The organism is Pseudomonas sp. S150 (genome assembly GCF_004526365.1).
GTDB lineage: Bacteria > Pseudomonadota > Gammaproteobacteria > Pseudomonadales > Pseudomonadaceae > Aquipseudomonas > Aquipseudomonas putida_A.
Genome location: NZ_CP038207.1, coordinates 2,886,907 through 2,904,772 on the forward strand (window position 1 = coordinate 2,886,907; position 17,866 = coordinate 2,904,772).

Consider the following 17,866-nt stretch of genomic DNA (forward strand, 5'->3'; position numbering starts at 1 on the left):
TACGGACGGCAGAGGGTACGAAAACGCGAGCACGAATGGTCATGGCTGGTGGGCTTTTCAGAATCGCCCTACAAGTCGTGGTGACGATGTCGATTCAACAATGATTTTTTTGGTCGATTGCCGACTTTAGGCCGTATAAACTTGGCGCCACGCGTCGGCCAATAGATGTCTCGGCGCCACAGATCAAGAGAGTGAGTAATGGGCGCACAGTGGAAGGTTAAACACAAAGAAGCGGCAGCCAACGCCAAGGGCAAGATCTTCGGCAAACTGGTGAAAGAAATCACCATCGCTGCCCGCAACGGTGCCGATACCGCCACCAACGCACACCTGCGTCTGGTGGTCGAGCAGGCCAAGAAAGCTTCGATGCCCAAGGAAACCCTGGACCGCGCCATCAAGAAAGGCGCCGGCCTGCTGGGCGAAACCGTGCAGTACCACCGCGTGACGTACGAAGGTTTCGCGCCGCATCAGGTTCCGTTGATCGTCGAGTGCGTCACCGACAACATCAACCGCACCGTCGCGGAAATCCGCGTGGCGTTCCGCAAGGGTCAACTGGGCGCTTCCGGTTCGGTGGCCTGGGACTTCAACCACGTCGGCATGATCGAAGCGTCGCCGGACACCCCGGACGCCGATCCGGAAATGGCCGCGATCGAGGCCGGAGCCCAGGACTTCGAGCCGGGCGAAGAGGGCGCGACCCTGTTCCTGACCGATCCGACCGACCTCGACGCCGTGCAGAAAGCCCTGCCTGAGCAAGGCTTCACGGTGCTGTCGGCCAAACTCGGCTACCAGCCGAAGAACCCGGTCAGCGGCCTGAGCGCCGAGCAGATGGCTGAAGTTGAAGCGTTCCTCGAAGGCCTCGACAACCACGACGACGTGCAGGACATGTTTGTCGGTCTGGCGGGCTGATTTGCTGCAAAGATAAACTGTGGCGAGGGAGCTTGCTCCCGCTCGGCTGCGCGGCAGTCGTTGTTTTTGGGACGGCTTTGCCGTCCAGCGGGAGCAAGCTCCCTCGCCACAGGATTTGCGTCAGTTACAGCGTTTCCAGCATCTCAATCACTTCGCCAAACCCCGGCCGCGCCAGCACGTCCGGCTGACAGCAACGCTGTTCCAGCGCCTCCAGCACCTCGCGCTGTTCATCGCTCAACCCCGAGTCGACGCGCGCCAGCAATTCCCCGAGCAGAACCCCGAACGCCCGCACTTCGATGCGTTGCAGTGCCCGGGTTTCCAGGTTGTCGGTGGTGGCATGGAACGACGCCGCGCCGAAATCCCCGAGCAAGCAATCGCCCTGATCGTTCAGCAGAATGTTGTGGCCGTAGAGGTCGCCGTGGGTGATGCCCTGTTGATGCAAGTGCTCGGCCGCCGAAGCGATGCCCTTGGCAATGTTCAGCGCCACTTCGGCACTGAAGCGGCAGTCCTCGGCATACACATCCCGCGAGCAGCTCGCCAGGCTCGGCAATGCCGCCAGGTTGCGAAAGCTTGGGTCGATCAGTTGCATCACCAGCCCCTGTTGGCCATCGGGATGCCCGTGAATACGGCCTTCCACGCGGATCAGGTTCGGGTGCAGGCCGGCGGTAATGCAGGCATTCATTTCGTGCAGCGGCGAACCGTCGCTGGTCATTTCACCTTTATAGAGCTTCACCGCGACCGGCACCTGCGAGCCGTCGGCGCGCTGCCACTGCGCCCGGGAAATCACCCCCGAGGCGCCTTCGCCCAGGCGCTGTTCCAGACGCAGCGCCGACCAGTCGATCAGCGGCGTGGCTTCCAGCGCGGTGGCATCGGCTTCGGTTTCCAGCGGATTGCCGGCATACGCCAGCCAGGTCAGGCTCGGCAGGGTCAGCAGCCACTGCGGCAGTTCACGCATCTGGTTGGCGGCGATGCGGATCAGCTCCAGGCGATGGCACTGGCTCATTGAAGCGGGCAGCGCTTGCAGGCGATTACCGGCCAGCAGCAGTTTTTGCAGGTGGGGGCGCTCACCCAGTTCGACGGGCAGGCTTTCGATGCAGTTGTCGGTCAGGATCAACCAGCGCAGCAGCGGCGGCAGTGCTGCGCCCGGCACGTGGCTGATGCGGTTGGCCTTGAAGCCGATCATCGTCAGCGCCGCACATTTTCCGACGCACTCCGGCACCTCGGTGAAGCGGTTGTCCGAGCAGAACAGAATGCGCATCCTGGTCAGGCGATGCAGGTCGTCGGGCAGACTGCTCAAGGCGTTGCCGCTGAGATTGAGCACCTCCAGCGTATCGGCCAGTTCGAAAATCTCCCGGGGGAACTCGGTCAGGCCGCAAGACAGATCCAGCCGGGTAATGCCCGACAACTCGCCGGCGCGCAATTGAGCAAGGGTGTGCATGGGGATGTTCACTATCAAAGGAAAGAAGCGCCGGGCGCTCGGAATGGGCGACATGATAACGGCAAAGCCGGGATTTGCACTGAAGAACACTCTGATCCACTGTGGGAGCGAGCTTGCTCGCGAAGGCGTCCTGTCAGTCAGTGATTCGTCACTGACACTCCGCTTTCGCGAGCAAGCCCGCTCCCACAGGGGATCCGAGGGATCAGTGGGTTTCCTGCAACTGCCCCAGGCGACTGCGGGTGCGCGCCAGATCGATGGCATTGCCGCCAAGGGCCTCGCGCAGTGGCAAGCGGCTGAGCAGGGTCAGGTGCTTGTCCTGGTCGTAGAGCACGTCGATCAGGTTGATGAAGCGCTGTTGTGCGGCGATCGAGCACTCACCGAGTTCCGGCAGGTCGTCGATGATCCACTGGTCGAAACGCCGACACAGCTCCAGATAATCCATCACCGCTGTCGGTTGCTCGCACACGTCGCTGAAGGTGAAAGCGACCCGGCTGCCATCGCACAGGCGCGCCTGAACGTGTCGGCTGCCCACCGGCAACGCAATGGCCGGGGCACCTTCGGGCGGCAGGTTCAGCGCCTGGCGCTGGGTTGCGGTGGCTGGCCACACATAGTGGCCCTGCGTGAAAACCTGATGCGCATGGTTGCTCGCCTGGCTGCGGTAATCGTGCGGGCCGCCGACCTCCATCACTTGCATTCGGGCGTTGATCAATTCGATCACCGGTTTGAAGCGCGCATGATAGAGCGGGTTGGGCAGCAAGCCTTCCGGCGGATAGTTGGAAGTCACCAGCAGCAGAATCCCGCGCTGGAACAAGGCCTTGAACAGGCGGGTGATGAGCATCGCATCGCCGATGTCATGCACATGAAATTCGTCGAAACACAGTACCTGGCAATCGGCTAACAGCTCGTCGAGGGCGACGCCGAGAGCGTCGTCCTGTTCGCGATGGTTAAACATGCCCTGATGCAACCGGGCAAAGAATTCATGGAAATGCACGCGCTGTTTCTGCGCGGTCGGCAGTGCCTGGAAAAAACCGTCGAGCAGCCAGCTCTTGCCGCGTCCGACCGCGCCATGCAGGTACAGGCTCGGCGGCATTTGCGGCTTGGCGCCGAACAACAGGCTGGCCTGCTGCGCCATGCAATCGATCACCCGCTGTTGGCTGTGGCTGAGGGTGTAACCCTGACTATGGGCCTTGTGCCGGAAATAGTCGCGGATCGACTGGGCATTCGCGTCATGCCCGGCATGCGCGGGCCGGCCCTTGGCGAACCAGCGGCGCAGCGCCGACCAGCGCAGGGTCAGTGGCGATCGTTTGGGCGCTCGAGAGGGCACAGTGCAGTCACTCCGTGTTCATCAGACCCGCGCCCGGGAGCGCGGCGCCGTAGTGTAACCAGAGGCTGCGCCCGGCTTCCATCGCGGCTCGTCGACAGTGGGCGATCACTGAACAGATTTGTGCGGGGCGTACAGCTATTTTCAGCGATGTAATTCGCCGTGTTGCCAAACTTTCGAAACATATCCCGGCAGATCCATGGATCCAATCGACTGGCGGATTCGTCGTCCGTTGCTACCCTGAAACACAGTAACGTCATCCAGGATGTTCCCTCACAAGGAATGGGACAGTGATTGTACGTGTGGTGATGGGCCTGCTCGGGGTGCTTGGGGCCTCGGTGCATGCGGCGGATCTTCAGGTCGAAGTCCGCGTTGACGTGCAGCGTGGCTGCCAGTTGATCGGCCAGCAGCGCGAGGCGGGTATCGAACAATTGGGCGTGCTGGATTTCGGCAGTATTGCGCGTCTCGACGACCCGGCCGGGCCACTGGGTGCGGCGCTGACCAACCAACGGTTGCCACGTCTGGAATGCAACCCTGACACGCCGTATCAACTGCGGGTCGACGGTGGCCTGCATGGTGGCGTTGGCGAGGTTCGCTACATGGCGGGGGCGGCGGGGAGCCAGCCGATTCCATATCGGCTGTATCAGGACGCGGCGCGCCGGGTGCCGCTGGTGGTGAACGTGCCAGTCAGCGGCCGGGTGCCGGACACCGGCACGGTGGAGCTGCCGCTGTACGCGCGGATCGAGCGTCTGGCGCAGGTGCCGCAGGTCAGCCGCTATTCGGATCTGGTGAAAGTCACCGTGACCTGGTGAGTGCAGGATTTCAGGCAATCCGCTGGAGGCGGGTTGCGCAGGGAAGGGGCGTTCAATGCTGAACGCAAGGTACGCAGGCATCCTGAAGGAGTAGGACGGACGCAATGACAGGCAAGCACTGGATGGTTATCGCCACGGGTACGTTGCTGTTGCTCGCTGACGACGCACAGGCGGCGATCAGTGGGCAGATCAATGCGCGGCTGATCCTGATCGCCGGGTGCGAAGTCACCAACAGCGCCACCCCGGCGATCCCGGTGAGCAATCTGGGCACCCTCGATTTCGGTCAGCAGGGGCCGACCTGGAACGCGCCGATCAAGGCCAGTCTCGACGGCGACAGCAGCGGCAAGCTGAACGTCGCCTGCAATCCCTCGGTCACCGGTTTCACCGTCACCATCGACGGCGGCAGCCACGGTGACGGCACCACCCGCCGCCTGAGCAACGGGCGCCAGACCCTGCCTTATCAACTCTTTCTGGATGCCTCCGGCAGCCAGCGCTACAGCATTGGCCAACAACACAATTTCGCTGTCACCAGCGGTGCGCAGATACCGATTCCGGTGTTTGGCACGGTGGTGGCGAATACCCGCGCGGTTCCGGCAGGTGTCTACACCGACACGCTGACGGTGACGCTCGACTGGTAACCCCGTAGAGGACGGACACCATGCGCAAGTTTGCATCAAGGATAGGTTTGTCGTTGCTCGGCCTGACGCTGGTTTCCAGTGCCCACGCCGCCACCACGGTCACCGGCCAGATCACCGCCAGCCTGACCCTGATCAGCAGCTGTCAGGTCAACGGTGCCGGCGGCTCCACCGGGCTGAACTTCGGTGCCTTGAACTTCGGCACCGCCAACAGCCTGTTCACCACCGCCAGCGGGCAGGTACTGGGCGGTGGCGGCGGGGCGCTGTCGATTCTCTGCTCCAGCGGCACGACCCCGGTGGTCAAAGTGCGCGCCGGTGCTCACGACGGACAGTCGCCGGGCGGCGCTCGTGCGTTGTATGACGGTGTCGCCAACTACGTGCCGTACGACTTCTACACCGATGCCGGGCATTCGCAGCTGCTGCCGATCGACGGCACGATCAATCTGGCGACCAGCACTGGCGTGGCGCAGACGGTGAATATCTACGGTCAGGCGGTGGGCAAGGCCGGGCTGCCGGCAGGGACTTACACCGACACCGTCGCTGTTGAACTGACGTTCTGATGCCATGCGCCGCCAAGGCTGTGCCGCGCTGCTCCTGCTCTGTGCGGGCAGTGTGCCGCTGCCGCTGGGGGCGGCGACCAGCCAGAGCTTTCAGGTCAGCGCGACCATCACGCCGGGGTGTCTGGTAGTCGGCGGGGTGTCGAATTACGGCGGACTGAATTTCGGTTCGAGTTCGGCCCTCGCGACCGGCACGGTGCAAGTGGCATTGACCGGCGGCGTGCAGTTGCAATGCACGCCGGGGGTGGCAGTGAACATGACGGTCGATGGCGGCCAGTACAACAGCAGCGGTCGCCACATGCAGATCAACAGCGGCAGTGCGCGGGTGGCGTATGCGCTGTTCCGCGATGCGGCTTACAGCCAGAGCCTGGGCATCGGCCAGAGCGTGGCGGTGGCCTATAGCGATGCGAACAACATCAGCCTGCCGATTTACGGTCAGGTGCAATTGCCGGGCAATCAGCCCGGGGGGACGTACAGCGACGTGTTGCAGGTGCAGCTGTCGTGGTAAAGCGAAATTTGAATGGCCGACAAGGAGCAGGTTCATGGGGGCAGTTACGTCTGGGCATTCGTTGTTGCAGGGCGCGTTGCTGGCACTGGTCATGCTCGGGGCCGGCCATGCGCAGGCCGCCAGTTCGGTGTTGATCTGGCCGATCGATCCGGTGCTGGAAGCCGATCAACAGGCCAGTGCGTTGTGGCTGGAAAACCGTGGCACGGAAACCGCCAACCTGCAGATCCGTGTGTTCGGCTGGAGCCAGAGCGGCTTTGAGGAGCAATACCAGAACCAGCGCGACGTGATCGGCAGCCCACCGGTGGCGAAGATCGAACCGGGGCAAAAACAACTGGTGCGCCTGACCCGGACCAAGGATGTGCCGCCGGGGCAGGAACTGGCCTACCGGATCATCATCGACGAAATCCCTTCCGCCCAGCCGCCGGCTGCCGAGGGCGGCAAGACCGCGGCCGCGATCCGCTTTCAGATGCGCTATTCGGTGCCCTTGTTTGCCTACGGCGCGGGGCTGTGGAGCAAGGAAGACAGCACCCGCCCGCGTGACCCCAAAGGTATCGGTGTGCCGCAGCTGAGCTGGCGCACGGTGGCGGTGGACGGTCGACCGTATATCGAAGTGCGCAATCAGGGCGCTGTGCATGCGCGGCTGACCGACGTGGCGATCAAAGAGGGTGGACAGAGCAAGCCATTAGCCGAGGGGTTGCTGGGTTATGTGCTGCCTGGCGCGGTGATGCGCTGGCCGGCACCTGGAGCGTTGGCGAGTGAGTCGGCGTTGCGAGTGCGAGTCAATGGCGGGGTCCAGGTGCAGAGCATTGCGCCGGGACGCTGAAAAGGGAGCCATGCCGAGTGGACTTTTGTGGCGAGGGAGCTTGCTCCCGCTGGGTTGCGAAGCAGCCCCAAGCCATGTCAGGCAGTTCGCTTAAACAGTTCTGACGACGGCTGCGCCGCCGAGCGGGAGCAAGCTCCCTCGCCACAATGAATGCATCGTGTCGTCAAAATTCCACAGAAAGATATCTGGCTTTGGCAAGAGTGGCATCAGGAGGATCGAGTCCATTGACGGACGTAAAGCGTGTATGAGCCCGGGATGGGCTCGTCGTATTCAGCGTCCGTTGTGGCTCATGACCGGCGCGTGGTGCCTGATGTTCGTGCAACCATCCCAGGCCGGCGAACTGCCGCCACCGCCCAGCGGCATGGAGGCCGTGAGTGATGCACAGTTGTTTCTGGAGTTGGTGGTCAATCAGATGAACACCGGGCGGGTGGTGGCGGTGCAGCAACGTGACGGGCATCTGTTTTTGCCGGCCAGCGTATTGGCTGAAACCGGGATGAAACTGCCGGGCAATCCTGGTGCTGAAGTTGATCTCGACGGCCTGCCTGGACTGCACAGCGAATACGACAGTGTCGGCCAGCGCCTGCTGCTGGTGGTGCCACCGCAGTGGCTGCCGGATCAGTTCATCGGTAATCGCGAGAACTATCCGCGCACCCCGGCGCTGAGCAGTTTCGGCGCGTTGTTCAACTATGACCTGTACCTCAACGACACCGACGATGCCGGCACTTATCTGGCGGCGTGGAACGAGGTGCGGCTGTTCGATAGCTGGGGCACGTTGTCCAACACCGGGCAGTACCGGCGTACCTTGTCCGGCGATTCGGTCAGCACACTGGGCAACGGCTACCTGCGCTACGACACCACCTGGCGTTACTCCGACGACGAGCGAATGCTCACCTACGAGGGCGGGGACGTGATCAGCGACGCCTTGCCGTGGAGCAACTCGGTGCGTCTGGGCGGTGTGCAGTTCTCGCGGGACTTTGCCGTGCGTCCGGATCTGGTCACCTATCCGTTGCCGCAGTTCGCCGGTGAGGCCGCTGTGCCGTCGTCGGTGGATCTGTTCATCAACGGCTACAAGTCGAGCAGCACCGACCTGCAACCGGGTCCGTATACCCTGACCAACATTCCTTTCATCAACGGCGCCGGTGAGGCCGTGGTGGTGACCACCGATGCGCTGGGGCGGCAGGTGTCGACCACGGTGCCGTTCTATGTCACCAGCAGTCTGCTGCAAAAAGGCCTGAGTGATTTCTCGGTGGCGGCCGGTACGTTGCGCCGCGATTACGGTTTGAAGGACTTCAGCTATGGCCCTGGCATGACCTCCGGCAGCCTGCGCTACGGTGTCAGCGACAGCTTCACCCTGGAAAGCCACGCCGAAGCGGCTGACTCGCTGACCCTCGGCGGGATCGGCGGCAATTGGCGTCTGGGCAATTTCGGCGTACTCAACAGCGCCATCAGTCAGAGCCGATTCGACGGCGACGGCGGCGAGCAGGTGAGTCTCGGTTATCAGTACAGCAGCCAGCGCTACAGTTTTTCCTGGCAGCGCCTGCAACGCCGCGATCAGTACGCCGACCTCAGCGTGATCGACAGCCCTTACATCAGCCTCAGCCGGCGCAGCGAGCAAGCGACCCTGAGCGTCAACCTCGAGCGCTGGGGCAGCCTCGGTGCCGGTTATTTCGATGTGCGCGCGGCGGACGATTCGCGCACGCGTCTGCTCAACCTGAGCTGGAGCAAACCGCTATGGCGCAACAGCAGCTTCTATCTGTCGGCCAACCGCGAGATCGGCGACAGCAACTGGGCAGTGCAGGCGCAACTGGTGATCCCGTTCGATCTGCGCGGCAGCCTGGCGATCAGTAGCGAGCGCAGTAAGACCGGGCAGAGTCAGCAGCGGGTCAATTACAGCCGCTCGGTGCCGACCGAGGGCGGGGAGGGTTTCAATCTGGGTTACGCCAAGGGTGATGGCCCCGATTATCGTCAGGCTGATGTGACCTGGCGTCTGCAATCGGTGCAGTTGCAGGCCGGTGTCTACGGCACGTCCGACGCCGAGACCCGTTGGGCCGATGCCAGTGGCTCGCTGGTGTGGATGGACCGCCAGGTGTTCGCCGCCAATCGCATCGACGACGCGTTTGTGGTGGTCAGCACCGAGGGTTTCGCCGATATTCCGGTGCGCTACGAAAACCAGCAGGTCGGTCAGACCGATAAAAACGGCCACTTGCTGGTGCCGTGGAGCAGCGCGTACTACCGCGGCAAATACGAAATCGATCCGCTGAATCTGCCGGCCAACGTGCGCAGCCCCAACGTCGAACAACGCATCGCCGTGCGCCGTGGCAGCGGCTATTTGCTGGAGTTTCCTCTGACCCGGGTGATCGCCGCGAGCATCGTGCTGGTAGATGCGCAGCAACGCGAACTGCCATTGGGCGCCGGCGTGCTGCACGAGCAGAGTGGGGCGCGCACGGTGGTCGGCTGGGACGGGCTGGTCTATTTGGAAAACCTGCAGGCGCAGAACTCGTTGCAGGTGACGCTGGCCGACGGCAAAACCTGCAAGACGCAATTCGAAGTGGATATGCGGCAAAGCCAGGTGCCGCTGATCGGCCCGTTGGTGTGCCAATGAGCGCGGCGCGGATTTGCCTGTGTCTGGCGTTGCTGCTGCCGGGGATGGCGCAGGCCTTGTGTTCGGTGGTCAGCACCACGCCGGCGGCGTTCGGTTCGATCAGTTCGATTGCCGTGCGCACCACGACGCAGCCCAGTTCCACGCTCAATGCCGGGTTGAGTTGTACCGGTTCGCTGTTGTCATTGCTGACCAGCAACGACCATTTCTACGCCACCATTACCTCGACCCAGAGCGGCTTGCTCGGGCCGACCGGTGACGTCATCGGCTACACGATCTACGCCAACAAACAGCACCAGCTACCCGGTCACCCGTGGCACCGCCTTCGACTTCGCCCGCAACGGCATCATCGATGCTTTGGGGCTGCTCAACGGCACCACCCCGAAAACCGTGCCGCTGTACTTGGGCACGACCATTGGCAGTAACGTCGCCGCCGGGGTGGGTTTATACGGAAACCCTGAGCATTTTCTGGAACTGGAATTACTGCTCCGGGATCGGTATCGGCAGTGTTTGTCTGGGGCGCGACATCAATAGCGGTACCGCGACGTTGACGGTGAACCTGACCGTGTCCAACGACTGCACGATTACTGCGCCGAACATTGCCTTTGGCAGTGCACCGGTAATCAGTGCCTTTACCCCGGTGACCGGGCAGACCATCAATCTGGCCTGCACCAAGGGCAGTGCTTACACCGTCGGTTTGAGCGACGGACAGAACCCGGTCAGTGTCGGCGGTCGGCGGCGGATGATTTCCGGAAGTAATTATCTGGCCTACGATATCTTCAAAAGCGCTGGCACCACCCGGTGGGGCAGTGTCGGCAGCGCACGCCGGTCGAGCACCGATGCCGAGGTGAATCCGGGGAATGGGCTGGGCACCGGAAGTCAGATCTTCAACTACAACGCGAAGATCTACACCGATCAGACCACACCGCCGGCGGGGACTTACCTGGACAATGTGGTGCTCGACGTAGGGTTCTGACTCATACGATGACCCCTGTGGGAGCGGGCTTGCTCGCGAATACGGTGTGTCATTCAACAATGATGGTGGCTGATCTAGCGCTTTCGCGAGCAAGCCCGCTCCCACAGGGGGATTGGCGCAGTTTTCACAATGGCAGTGACTGCCTCAATTGCTGCACCGCCGGCGAATCCGTCGGGCTGACCATCGCATAGTTGTACCCGCCACCGGACCAGTAATCGGCCTGCAGATCGCCGTCGCTGCGACTGCCGCGTGGCAGGAAGGTGTTTTCAGGTCCCGGTGGTCGCACATAGAAACTGACCTTGTGGCCGCTGCGATCCTCATACACCACCATCGCCGCCGGGCCTTCATCGGTGCTGAGCAGGCGGCCACTGACCGGTTCGAAACCGGCGGATTTCAGATCCGGCAAGCGACTGGCCTGGGTGAAATAACGGTCGAGCCAATGCTGCATGTCGCCGTCAGTGTCGACCTTGTAGTCCGCCGGTAATATCCCTTGCTGGGCGATCAAACGATAGGCTTGCAAGGCATCGGTCATGGGTAGCGTGGAAGAGCGCACGAGGGTCATTTCCCGCGCCTGCCAGCCACTGAAACCGCCGATGCCGACCGCGATCAGCAGCACCGCCGCGCTGACCAGGTGGCGCCGCGAATGACGCTTGAGGCGCTGGCGAATCAGCGCGGGGTCGAGCTCCGGATTGGCCGGTTGCTGCAAGGCACCGCCCAGGGCTGCGCGCAACAACTGGGCGTCGTGCTGCCAGGCGCGCACCTGCGCGGCGGCTTCCGGGAGAGTGGCCAGCCAGGTGTCGACCAGACGCCGGTCGGCTTCGTTGAGTTGGTGATCGACGTACGCGTGCAGGTCGCGCTCGCTGGGGGGCATGCTGATCATTTGAGTATCCGCAAAGAAGGGCTGCTGATTTCGCCGTCGCTGAGTTGGCGCAAGGCTTGGCGGGCGCGGCACAGGCGCGACATCACCGTGCCTGTGGGGATGTCGAGGATTTCGGCGACTTCCTTGTAGCTCAGGCCTTCGACCGAGACCATCAGCAACAGCGCGCGTTGTTCGGTGGGCAGGCGATCGAAGGCTTGCAGGGTCGATTGGGCGATCACGGTGCGCTCGACCGAGGGTTCGGCGTCGTCGCGACCGGTGAAGAATTCGAGCATCCGCGCATAACGACGCGAGCGCCGATGGGCGTCGAGAAATTGCCGATAGAGAATCGCGAACAGCCACGCGCGCACATCACCCTCGGCGCGTTTCGCACCCCAGCCGGACAGGGCCCGCTCGAGGCTGGCCTGCACCAGATCGTCGGCGCTACTGCTGTTGCGGGTCAATGACACGGCAAAGCGGCGCAATCTGGGAATGATTTCTCTCAACTGTTCGTCGAATTCGCTCATGAATTTCTGCTAGTCACTACGCTGTGGACTAGGGAGACGTCTGCCGTTCGAGGTTATTCCACGTTCGGAAAAATAAATACCGGGCCATGGAATAAATCCCGCTGGGGCGCGTCTTGCTGATTCTTCCTACTTGTGGCCGATGGCCCTGGAGTTATTCATGGTTGATCGCACTTCACCGCCGGGCAGGCCGTCGCGCCCGCCCTTGAGTGCCGCGAGCACAGTGTTGCGCCTGACGGCGATTGCCGTGGTGGTTGCCGCAGTGGCCGGGGCGTTTGCCTACGTGCACGGTAACCTTGACCCACAACGTCTGACGCCCAAGGCGCTGGTCGATGTGCTGGAGAAAAACAACGGCGTGCATCCCGGGTTTCGGCGTAACCACGCCAAGGGCGTGTGCGTGATCGGGCATTTCGAGAGCAGTGGCGAGGCGCGGGCGTTTTCTTCGGCGCAGGTGTTCAACGAGGCGCAAACCCCGGTGGTCGGGCGTTTCGCATTGCCGGCGGGGAATCCCTACGCCCCGGACAGCAGCGTGCCGATCCGCAGCCTGGCGCTGCGTTTCACCCAGGCCAACGGTCAGCAATGGCGCACCGGGATGAACAGCATGCCGGTGTTCCCGGTCGGCACTCCAGAGGCGTTCTATCAATTGCAGCAGGCGCAGTCGCCGGACCCGGCCACACGGGTAAACCGGATCCGTCGAAAGTGCCGGCATTCTTCGCCGCGCACCCGGAAGCCGTGCCGTTTCTGACGTGGGTGAAGACCGCCAAACCGTCGGCCAGCTATGCCACTGAAACCTACAACAGCATCAATGCGTTCTATCTGGTCAACGCCAGCGGGCAGAAGCAGGCGGTGCGCTGGAGTGTCACGCCATTGGCGCGCGATGCCGCCGGAGCCTCGGCGCCGGAGGGTGCGGATTTTCTCGAGAAGGATCTGGTGCAGCGTCTGGCCGAGGGGCCGTTGCGCTGGCAGCTGAATATCACCCTGGCCAACCCCGGGTGATCCGGTGAACGATGCCAGTAAAACCTGGCCCGAGGGCCGCAAGGTGATCAACGCCGGCACGCTGGTGCTGGAGAAGACTCAGCCGCAGCTCAGCGGCGAATGCCGCGACATCAACTACGATCCGCTGGTGCTGCCAGCCGGGATCGAAGGCTCCGACGACCCGCTGCTCGCGGCGCGTTCCGCCGGTTACGCCGATTCCTATCTACGGCGAACCAGTGAAGTCAGCCAATTGCCCGCCGCCAGACAGGAGGCTCGCCCATGAGCACGCAACCGACTCATTTCGCGCTGTTGGCGCGGCTGCTGCACTGGCTGATGGCGCTGATGATCATCGCCATGTTGTTCATTGGCGCCGGCATGGTCACTTCGGTTTCACAGCGGCATGAATGGCTGATTCATCTGCACAAACCGCTGGGGATTGCGATTCTGCTGCTGGTGGTCGTGCGTCTGTTGGTGCGGTTTTCCACTCGACAGCCGCCGCTGCCGGCCGATCTGCCGTGCTGGCAGGTGATGGCGGCCAAGGCTTCGCATGTGTTGTTGTACGCGTTGATGCTGGTGCTGCCGCTGCTCGGTTGGGCGATGATCAGTGCGTCCGGGGAGCCGGTGATGCTCAGCAATACCTTGCAGTTGCCGTCGATCCTGCCGGCCGATGCGCAAGTGTTTGCCCTGCTGCGCAAGGCGCATGGCTATCTGGCGTACCTGTTGTTCCTCACCGTGCTGTTGCACCTGGCAGCGGCGCTGTTCCATGGTTGGGTGCGCCGCGACGAGGTGCTCGACAGCATGTTGCGCGGTCGCGATCGCGATTAACCCGCTTGTGTGGCGCACCGCTGCGGTGCGCCACTTCTCAGGGTCAGCCACCAATAACCCAGCGCCAATGCGTTGATAACGGCGCCAAGCAGACACACGCCGGTCCAGCCGGCCCAGGCGTACATCGCCGTCGAGGTAATCGAACCCAATGCACTGCCGATCGAATAGAACAGCATGTAGCCGGCGGTGAGGCGGCTTTGCGCTTCAGGGCGCACGCTGTAGATCATGCTCTGGCTGGTGACGTGCACGGCCTGCAAGCCCAGATCGAGGGTGATCACGCCGAGCAACAGCGCCCACAGCGAGGACTGGGTGAGGGCGATCGGCAGCCACGAGGCGAGCATCAGCAGCAGCGACAGACCGCTGACCCATTGGCCCAGGCCGCGATCAGCCAGATGCCCGGCGCGCGCGGCGGCAAGTGCACCGGCGGCGCCGGCCAACCCGAACAGGCCGATTTCACTGTGCGACAGCGACAGTGGCGGGGCGGCCAGCGGCAGCACCATCGGCGTCCACAGCACCATGGCGCTGGCGAAGGTCAGCAACGCGAGGATTGCCCGTTGGCGCAGCACCGGCTCTTGCCGGAACAGACTGAACACCGAAGCGATCAGCGCGCCGTAACGGCTCGCCGGCTGCGAGACTTCATCCTTGGGCAATACGCGCAACAGCAGCAGCGCCATCAGCAGCGTCAGCCCCGCCGACAGCAGATAGATCGCCCGCCAACCGGCCAGATCAGCCATGGCCCCGGCAATGGTGCGCGCGAGCAGAATGCCGACGACGATGCCGCTGGTGACGACGCCGACCACCCGACCGCGTTGCGCCGGGACGGCTAATGTCGCGGCGTACGCCACCAGCACTTGCGTCACCACGGCGAGCAAACCGGTCAGCGTCATGCCGAGCAGCAACCACACACTGTTGGGCGCCAGCGCGATCATCAACAGTGTGGCGGCCGAGAGCAGGGTCTGGGTGACGATCAGTCGCCGTCGGTTGAGCAGGTCGCCGAGTGGCACCAGCAATACCAGACCGATGCCATAGCCGATCTGCGTCAGGGTAATGACGATGCCGATGGTTGCCGGTGACATGGCGAAGGCATCGGCCATGGCGTCCAGCAGCGGCTGCGCGTAATACACGTTGCCCACCGCCAGTCCACAGGCAATGGCGAACAGCAGCACCACACTGCTTTTGAGGGGTTGAGATTGCATGCCCTGATTCCTTTTTGGGTTTTAAATTAAAACCAGAATCAAAGTAGATAGTTTGGTTTTAATTTGCAACCTGATTGGAGGTGGCATTTTATTGCGCAAAAAAAAGATCGCAGCCACAGCTGCGATCTTTGGGTGGAGCGGGGGAGGGATCAACGCAGAGTGTCGACCATGTCTGCGATGGTGGTCAGCACGTCCTTGCCCAACTGTTTCGAGCGCTTGCCCGACCAGCCCGTTTTTTTGTCCGGATGGTCGTCGTGATCCTTGAACGGCATTTCCAGGGTCAGCGCCAGGCAGTCGTATTGCTGCCCGACCGCGTTGCAGGCCAAGGTCATGTTGGCCTGGCCCGGTTCGTCGCGGGTGTAGCCGTATTTGGTCTGGAAGTCTTTGGTGGTGTGCTTGAGGTGCGTGCGGAAATGCTCTTCGAGCTTCTCGATGCGCGGCGTGTAACCCGGGTTGCCTTCACAACCGGCGGTGAACACGTGGGGAATTTCTTCATCACCGTGTACGTCGAGGAACAGATCGACGCCGTACTTTTCCATCTGCTGCTGTACGAAAAGTACCTCGGGGCTGACTTCCTGACTGGCGCTCTGCCAGGCGCGGTTCAGGTCCTGGCCCATGGCGTTGGTACGCAGATGGCCGTGGAAGGCGCCGTCCGGGTTCATGTTCGGCACCAGATACAGATCCGCGCTGGCCAGCAGCTTGTTCAACACCGGGTCGTCGTGGCGTTCCAGGCGTTCGATCACACCCTCCATGAACCATTCGGCCATGTGCTCACCCGGGTGCTGTTGCGCGATGATCCAGATTTTGCGCTGGCCTTCGGCGCCCCTGCCCTTGCGCAGCAGTTGAATGTCACGACCTTCGACGCTTTTGCCGGTAGCCAGCAACTCGGTGCCGGCCTTGCTCAGCGCTTGCTCGATCAGCCAGTCGTGACGACCTCGGCTGTAGGGTTCGAAGTAGGCGAACCAGGCGTGGGTCTGCTCGGCTTCGAGGCAGAAGCGCAGGCTGTCGCCTTCGAAACTGGTAGGAATACGAAACCAATTCACATGGTCGTAGGACGCAACAGCCTGATAGCCAGTCCAGGCCTTGTTGTAAGAGGATTGACTGGCGTTGACCAGGCGAAACCAGTGTTCCTGATGAACATGCAGGCCGCTGGCCTTGAAGTGGAACCACTGAAAATGCGCGCTGCGGGTATCCGGGCGAATGGCCAGAACCGGGTTGAGCGGGTTGGAGATGTCGATGACTTGGATGTTGCCGCTGTCGAAGTTGGCGCTGATGTCGAACGAAGATTTGGCCACGGTCATAATCGGTTCCTGAATATGATTTTTATGGCGGCTACTTTACACGCAAGACAGGGCTGAAACCGAGGGAAATTGCGGGTTGCGTGGGGGGCGTCTTCCATGACGCGCAAGCAGCTTAGAGAGTGTGCGATTGATTCTCAAGTGCTAATTGTCATTAGTTTGCCCCAATCGGGCCGGGCTTTGCTTGCCAAGCGATATTCTTTTGATATTATCCGCGCCATCGAATTTGCAGCACCCAAAGACTTCATTAGCCTGAAGCCATAAGCCCGAAAAACGGGCAAAAAAAGACCCGGCAAAAAGCCGGGTCAAAAACCGTGATTAGCCTGATGAGGAGATAGTCCAGAAGACCGACCTAAGGTCTCTGGTCCATCGACTGATCTCGCGACCAGCTGCTTGCAATAATAATCATTATCATTTGCAAGTCAAATGTTTTTATCTGCGCGATCGGAAAATTCTTTCCTGTCCGTCCGCTTCCCATGTTCGTCAGAGCTGTTCGCCATCAATTGAATGGTCGACCATCGCTCGCGCCATATCCACCATATGCACCACCGAAAATGCCAGGTCGCGGCTCGCGCCCTGCAGGTTTTCGGCTGCCTTGAAGGCGGTGGCGGCTGCGCAGCGCAACAGATCCGACGCGTGCACGAGGGCCTCTTCGCCGCTGAGATGGCGTTTCACATTGAAAAATCGCTCCTCGACCTCGGGTTCTGAAACAGCTGGTTTCAAGTAATAGTCCAGTGCTCGCTGCGCTGCTGCATTGCCTTGAGGGGAGGTGAACGTGGTGTCCATTTGCAGATCGGGCAAGTCTTTGCTGCTGATATTCATGGTGAAGGGTCACTCCTTGTTCGATTGAAAGTCCGTGCTTCCAGCATAGTACGATGCGTAGTTGTGACCAGAATTTAAATACTACAATATGTGTTTTGCCGGCCGAAGGCGGGGCAAGTAAGGTGCCGCACATGGATAAATGGATTGAGTTGGTCAAGGCCAAAATGAGTGAACTCAAAATCACTCAAACAGAGCTCGGAGAGCGCGTCGGCATGTCCCAGGGCGGGATCGGCCATTGGCTGAACAAACGTCGCGAGCCGGGTATTACGGAAATGAACCGCGTATTGCAGGCGCTGGGGATGGACTTCCTGGAAGTGGTGCTGGTGATTCGCGAGCCGCAGGAGACCGACGATGACGAGATGCCGCTGGCGCAGAAGTACAACCCGTATTTCCGCTATCCGGTCAGCGATTGGCACACGCCGTGCGAATCGCGTGAGAGTGCAACCGCCGCTTACGCCCCGTCACATGACAAGCAGCGCTTCGAACTGACGGATTATCACGCCCGTGGCGCAGCGTTCTGGCTGACCGTGACGGGAAATTCGATGACCGCACCTTCAGGTCAGAGCATCGCCGAAGGCATGCTGATCCTGGTGGACCCGGAGGTGGAGGCGCTGCCCGGCAAACTGGTGATCGCCCAGTGGCAGGGCTGCGATGAAGCGATCTTTCGCAAGCTCGACGAAGAGGGCGGCCAGCGTTATCTGGTACCGCTCAATCCGACCTGGCCCAAAGCCCTGTTCACCGATGAGTGTCGAATCATCGGCGTGGTGGTTCAGGCCACGGCGCGTTTCTAGTCCGATC

The 17,866-nt window shown here is 61.8% G+C and carries 17 protein-coding genes and 2 pseudogenes; 12 read left to right on the plus strand and 7 right to left on the minus strand.

Annotation, left to right across the window (positions count from 1 at the left end):
• Window positions 1-198: 198 nt before the first annotated feature.
• The gene (locus E3Z29_RS13185) at window positions 199-903 is read left to right on the plus strand and encodes a YebC/PmpR family DNA-binding transcriptional regulator (protein ID WP_027614601.1); all 705 of its coding nucleotides are present in this window, start codon (window positions 199-201) and stop codon (window positions 901-903) included.
• 124 nt (window positions 904-1,027) lie between these two features.
• Here the strand turns inward: E3Z29_RS13185 and E3Z29_RS13195 are convergent, their stop codons facing one another.
• Window positions 1,028-2,341 carry a protein kinase gene (locus E3Z29_RS13195; protein WP_134785970.1) on the minus strand — a complete coding sequence of 438 codons (1,314 nt, stop codon included), beginning with the start codon at window positions 2,339-2,341 and terminating at the stop codon, window positions 1,028-1,030.
• A gap of 202 nt (window positions 2,342-2,543) precedes the next feature.
• Entirely contained in the window at window positions 2,544-3,665 is a 1,122-nt protein-coding gene (zapE, locus tag E3Z29_RS13200; protein WP_098968108.1) for a cell division protein ZapE, read from the minus strand.
• Between the two features lie 305 nt (window positions 3,666-3,970).
• Here zapE and E3Z29_RS13205 point away from each other — a divergent pair, with 305 nt between their 5' ends.
• The 7 genes and pseudogenes from E3Z29_RS13205 to E3Z29_RS13235 all read left to right on the plus strand — a co-directional run bounded on the left by E3Z29_RS13205 (window position 3,971) and on the right by E3Z29_RS13235 (window position 10,572).
• The gene (locus tag E3Z29_RS13205; RefSeq protein ID WP_167734198.1) at window positions 3,971-4,474 is read left to right on the plus strand and encodes a spore coat U domain-containing protein; all 504 of its coding nucleotides are present in this window, start codon (window positions 3,971-3,973) and stop codon (window positions 4,472-4,474) included.
• A 104-nt stretch (window positions 4,475-4,578) separates the two neighbouring features.
• A complete protein-coding gene (locus tag E3Z29_RS13210; protein ID WP_096795681.1) occupies window positions 4,579-5,112 on the plus strand; it encodes a spore coat U domain-containing protein in 534 nt (177 codons plus the stop codon).
• Window positions 5,113-5,132: 20 nt separating this feature from the next.
• On the plus strand, window positions 5,133-5,669 hold the full coding sequence (locus tag E3Z29_RS13215; RefSeq protein WP_027614606.1) for a spore coat U domain-containing protein: 537 nt from the start codon (window positions 5,133-5,135) through the stop codon (window positions 5,667-5,669).
• A gap of 4 nt (window positions 5,670-5,673) precedes the next feature.
• The gene (locus E3Z29_RS13220; protein WP_134785971.1) at window positions 5,674-6,174 is read left to right on the plus strand and encodes a spore coat U domain-containing protein; all 501 of its coding nucleotides are present in this window, start codon (window positions 5,674-5,676) and stop codon (window positions 6,172-6,174) included.
• Between the two features lie 34 nt (window positions 6,175-6,208).
• Window positions 6,209-6,997, plus strand: a complete 789-nt coding sequence (locus tag E3Z29_RS13225) for a molecular chaperone (RefSeq protein WP_134785972.1) — start codon at window positions 6,209-6,211, stop codon at window positions 6,995-6,997.
• Window positions 6,998-7,241: 244 nt separating this feature from the next.
• Entirely contained in the window at window positions 7,242-9,599 is a 2,358-nt protein-coding gene (locus E3Z29_RS13230; protein WP_134785973.1) for a fimbria/pilus outer membrane usher protein, read from the plus strand.
• Window positions 9,596-10,572 (plus strand): annotated as a pseudogene (locus E3Z29_RS13235) (spore coat protein U domain-containing protein). Before E3Z29_RS13230 ends, E3Z29_RS13235 begins: the two are co-directional and overlap by 4 nt.
• A 124-nt stretch (window positions 10,573-10,696) precedes the next feature.
• On the opposite strand, the gene E3Z29_RS13245 reads toward E3Z29_RS13235, so the two are convergent.
• Together E3Z29_RS13245 and E3Z29_RS13250 are read right to left on the minus strand one after the other, a co-directional pair.
• A complete protein-coding gene (locus E3Z29_RS13245) occupies window positions 10,697-11,452 on the minus strand; it encodes an anti-sigma factor (RefSeq protein WP_134785974.1) in 756 nt (251 codons plus the stop codon).
• Window positions 11,449-11,955, minus strand: coding sequence for an RNA polymerase sigma factor (locus tag E3Z29_RS13250; protein WP_134785975.1), 507 nt, complete (start codon window positions 11,953-11,955; stop codon window positions 11,449-11,451). The genes E3Z29_RS13245 and E3Z29_RS13250 overlap by 4 nt, the downstream gene beginning before the upstream one ends.
• 157 nt (window positions 11,956-12,112) lie before the next feature.
• Here E3Z29_RS13250 and E3Z29_RS13255 point away from each other — a divergent pair.
• Window positions 12,113-13,210: pseudogene (locus E3Z29_RS13255) on the plus strand (catalase family peroxidase).
• Window positions 13,207-13,752 carry a cytochrome b gene (locus E3Z29_RS13260; RefSeq protein ID WP_134785976.1) on the plus strand — a complete coding sequence of 182 codons (546 nt, stop codon included), beginning with the start codon at window positions 13,207-13,209 and terminating at the stop codon, window positions 13,750-13,752. Before E3Z29_RS13255 ends, E3Z29_RS13260 begins: the two are co-directional and overlap by 4 nt.
• On the opposite strand, the gene E3Z29_RS13265 is transcribed toward E3Z29_RS13260, so the two are convergent.
• Window positions 13,749-14,948 carry an MFS transporter gene (locus tag E3Z29_RS13265; RefSeq protein ID WP_134785977.1) on the minus strand — a complete coding sequence of 400 codons (1,200 nt, stop codon included), beginning with the start codon at window positions 14,946-14,948 and terminating at the stop codon, window positions 13,749-13,751. The two genes, E3Z29_RS13260 and E3Z29_RS13265, sit on opposite strands and share 4 nt — an antisense overlap.
• Before the next feature lie 149 nt (window positions 14,949-15,097).
• Window positions 15,098-16,249 (minus strand): M14-type cytosolic carboxypeptidase, encoded by a 1,152-nt coding sequence (locus tag E3Z29_RS13270; RefSeq protein ID WP_134785978.1) that lies wholly within the window; start codon window positions 16,247-16,249, stop codon window positions 15,098-15,100.
• A 96-nt stretch (window positions 16,250-16,345) separates the two neighbouring features.
• Here E3Z29_RS13270 and E3Z29_RS29395 point away from each other — a divergent pair, with 96 nt between their 5' ends.
• Complete coding sequence (locus E3Z29_RS29395) at window positions 16,346-16,510, plus strand: hypothetical protein (protein ID WP_158556651.1); 165 nt, start codon at window positions 16,346-16,348, stop codon at window positions 16,508-16,510.
• Window positions 16,511-16,729: 219 nt separating this feature from the next.
• Here E3Z29_RS29395 and E3Z29_RS13275 read toward each other — a convergent pair whose 3' ends face one another.
• Window positions 16,730-17,068, minus strand: a complete 339-nt coding sequence (locus E3Z29_RS13275; protein WP_027614617.1) for a DUF6124 family protein — start codon at window positions 17,066-17,068, stop codon at window positions 16,730-16,732.
• Window positions 17,069-17,199: 131 nt separating this feature from the next.
• Here E3Z29_RS13275 and E3Z29_RS13280 point away from each other — a divergent pair, with 131 nt between their 5' ends.
• Window positions 17,200-17,859 (plus strand): LexA family transcriptional regulator, encoded by a 660-nt coding sequence (locus E3Z29_RS13280; RefSeq protein ID WP_027614618.1) that lies wholly within the window; start codon window positions 17,200-17,202, stop codon window positions 17,857-17,859.
• Window positions 17,860-17,866 lie beyond the last annotated feature (7 nt).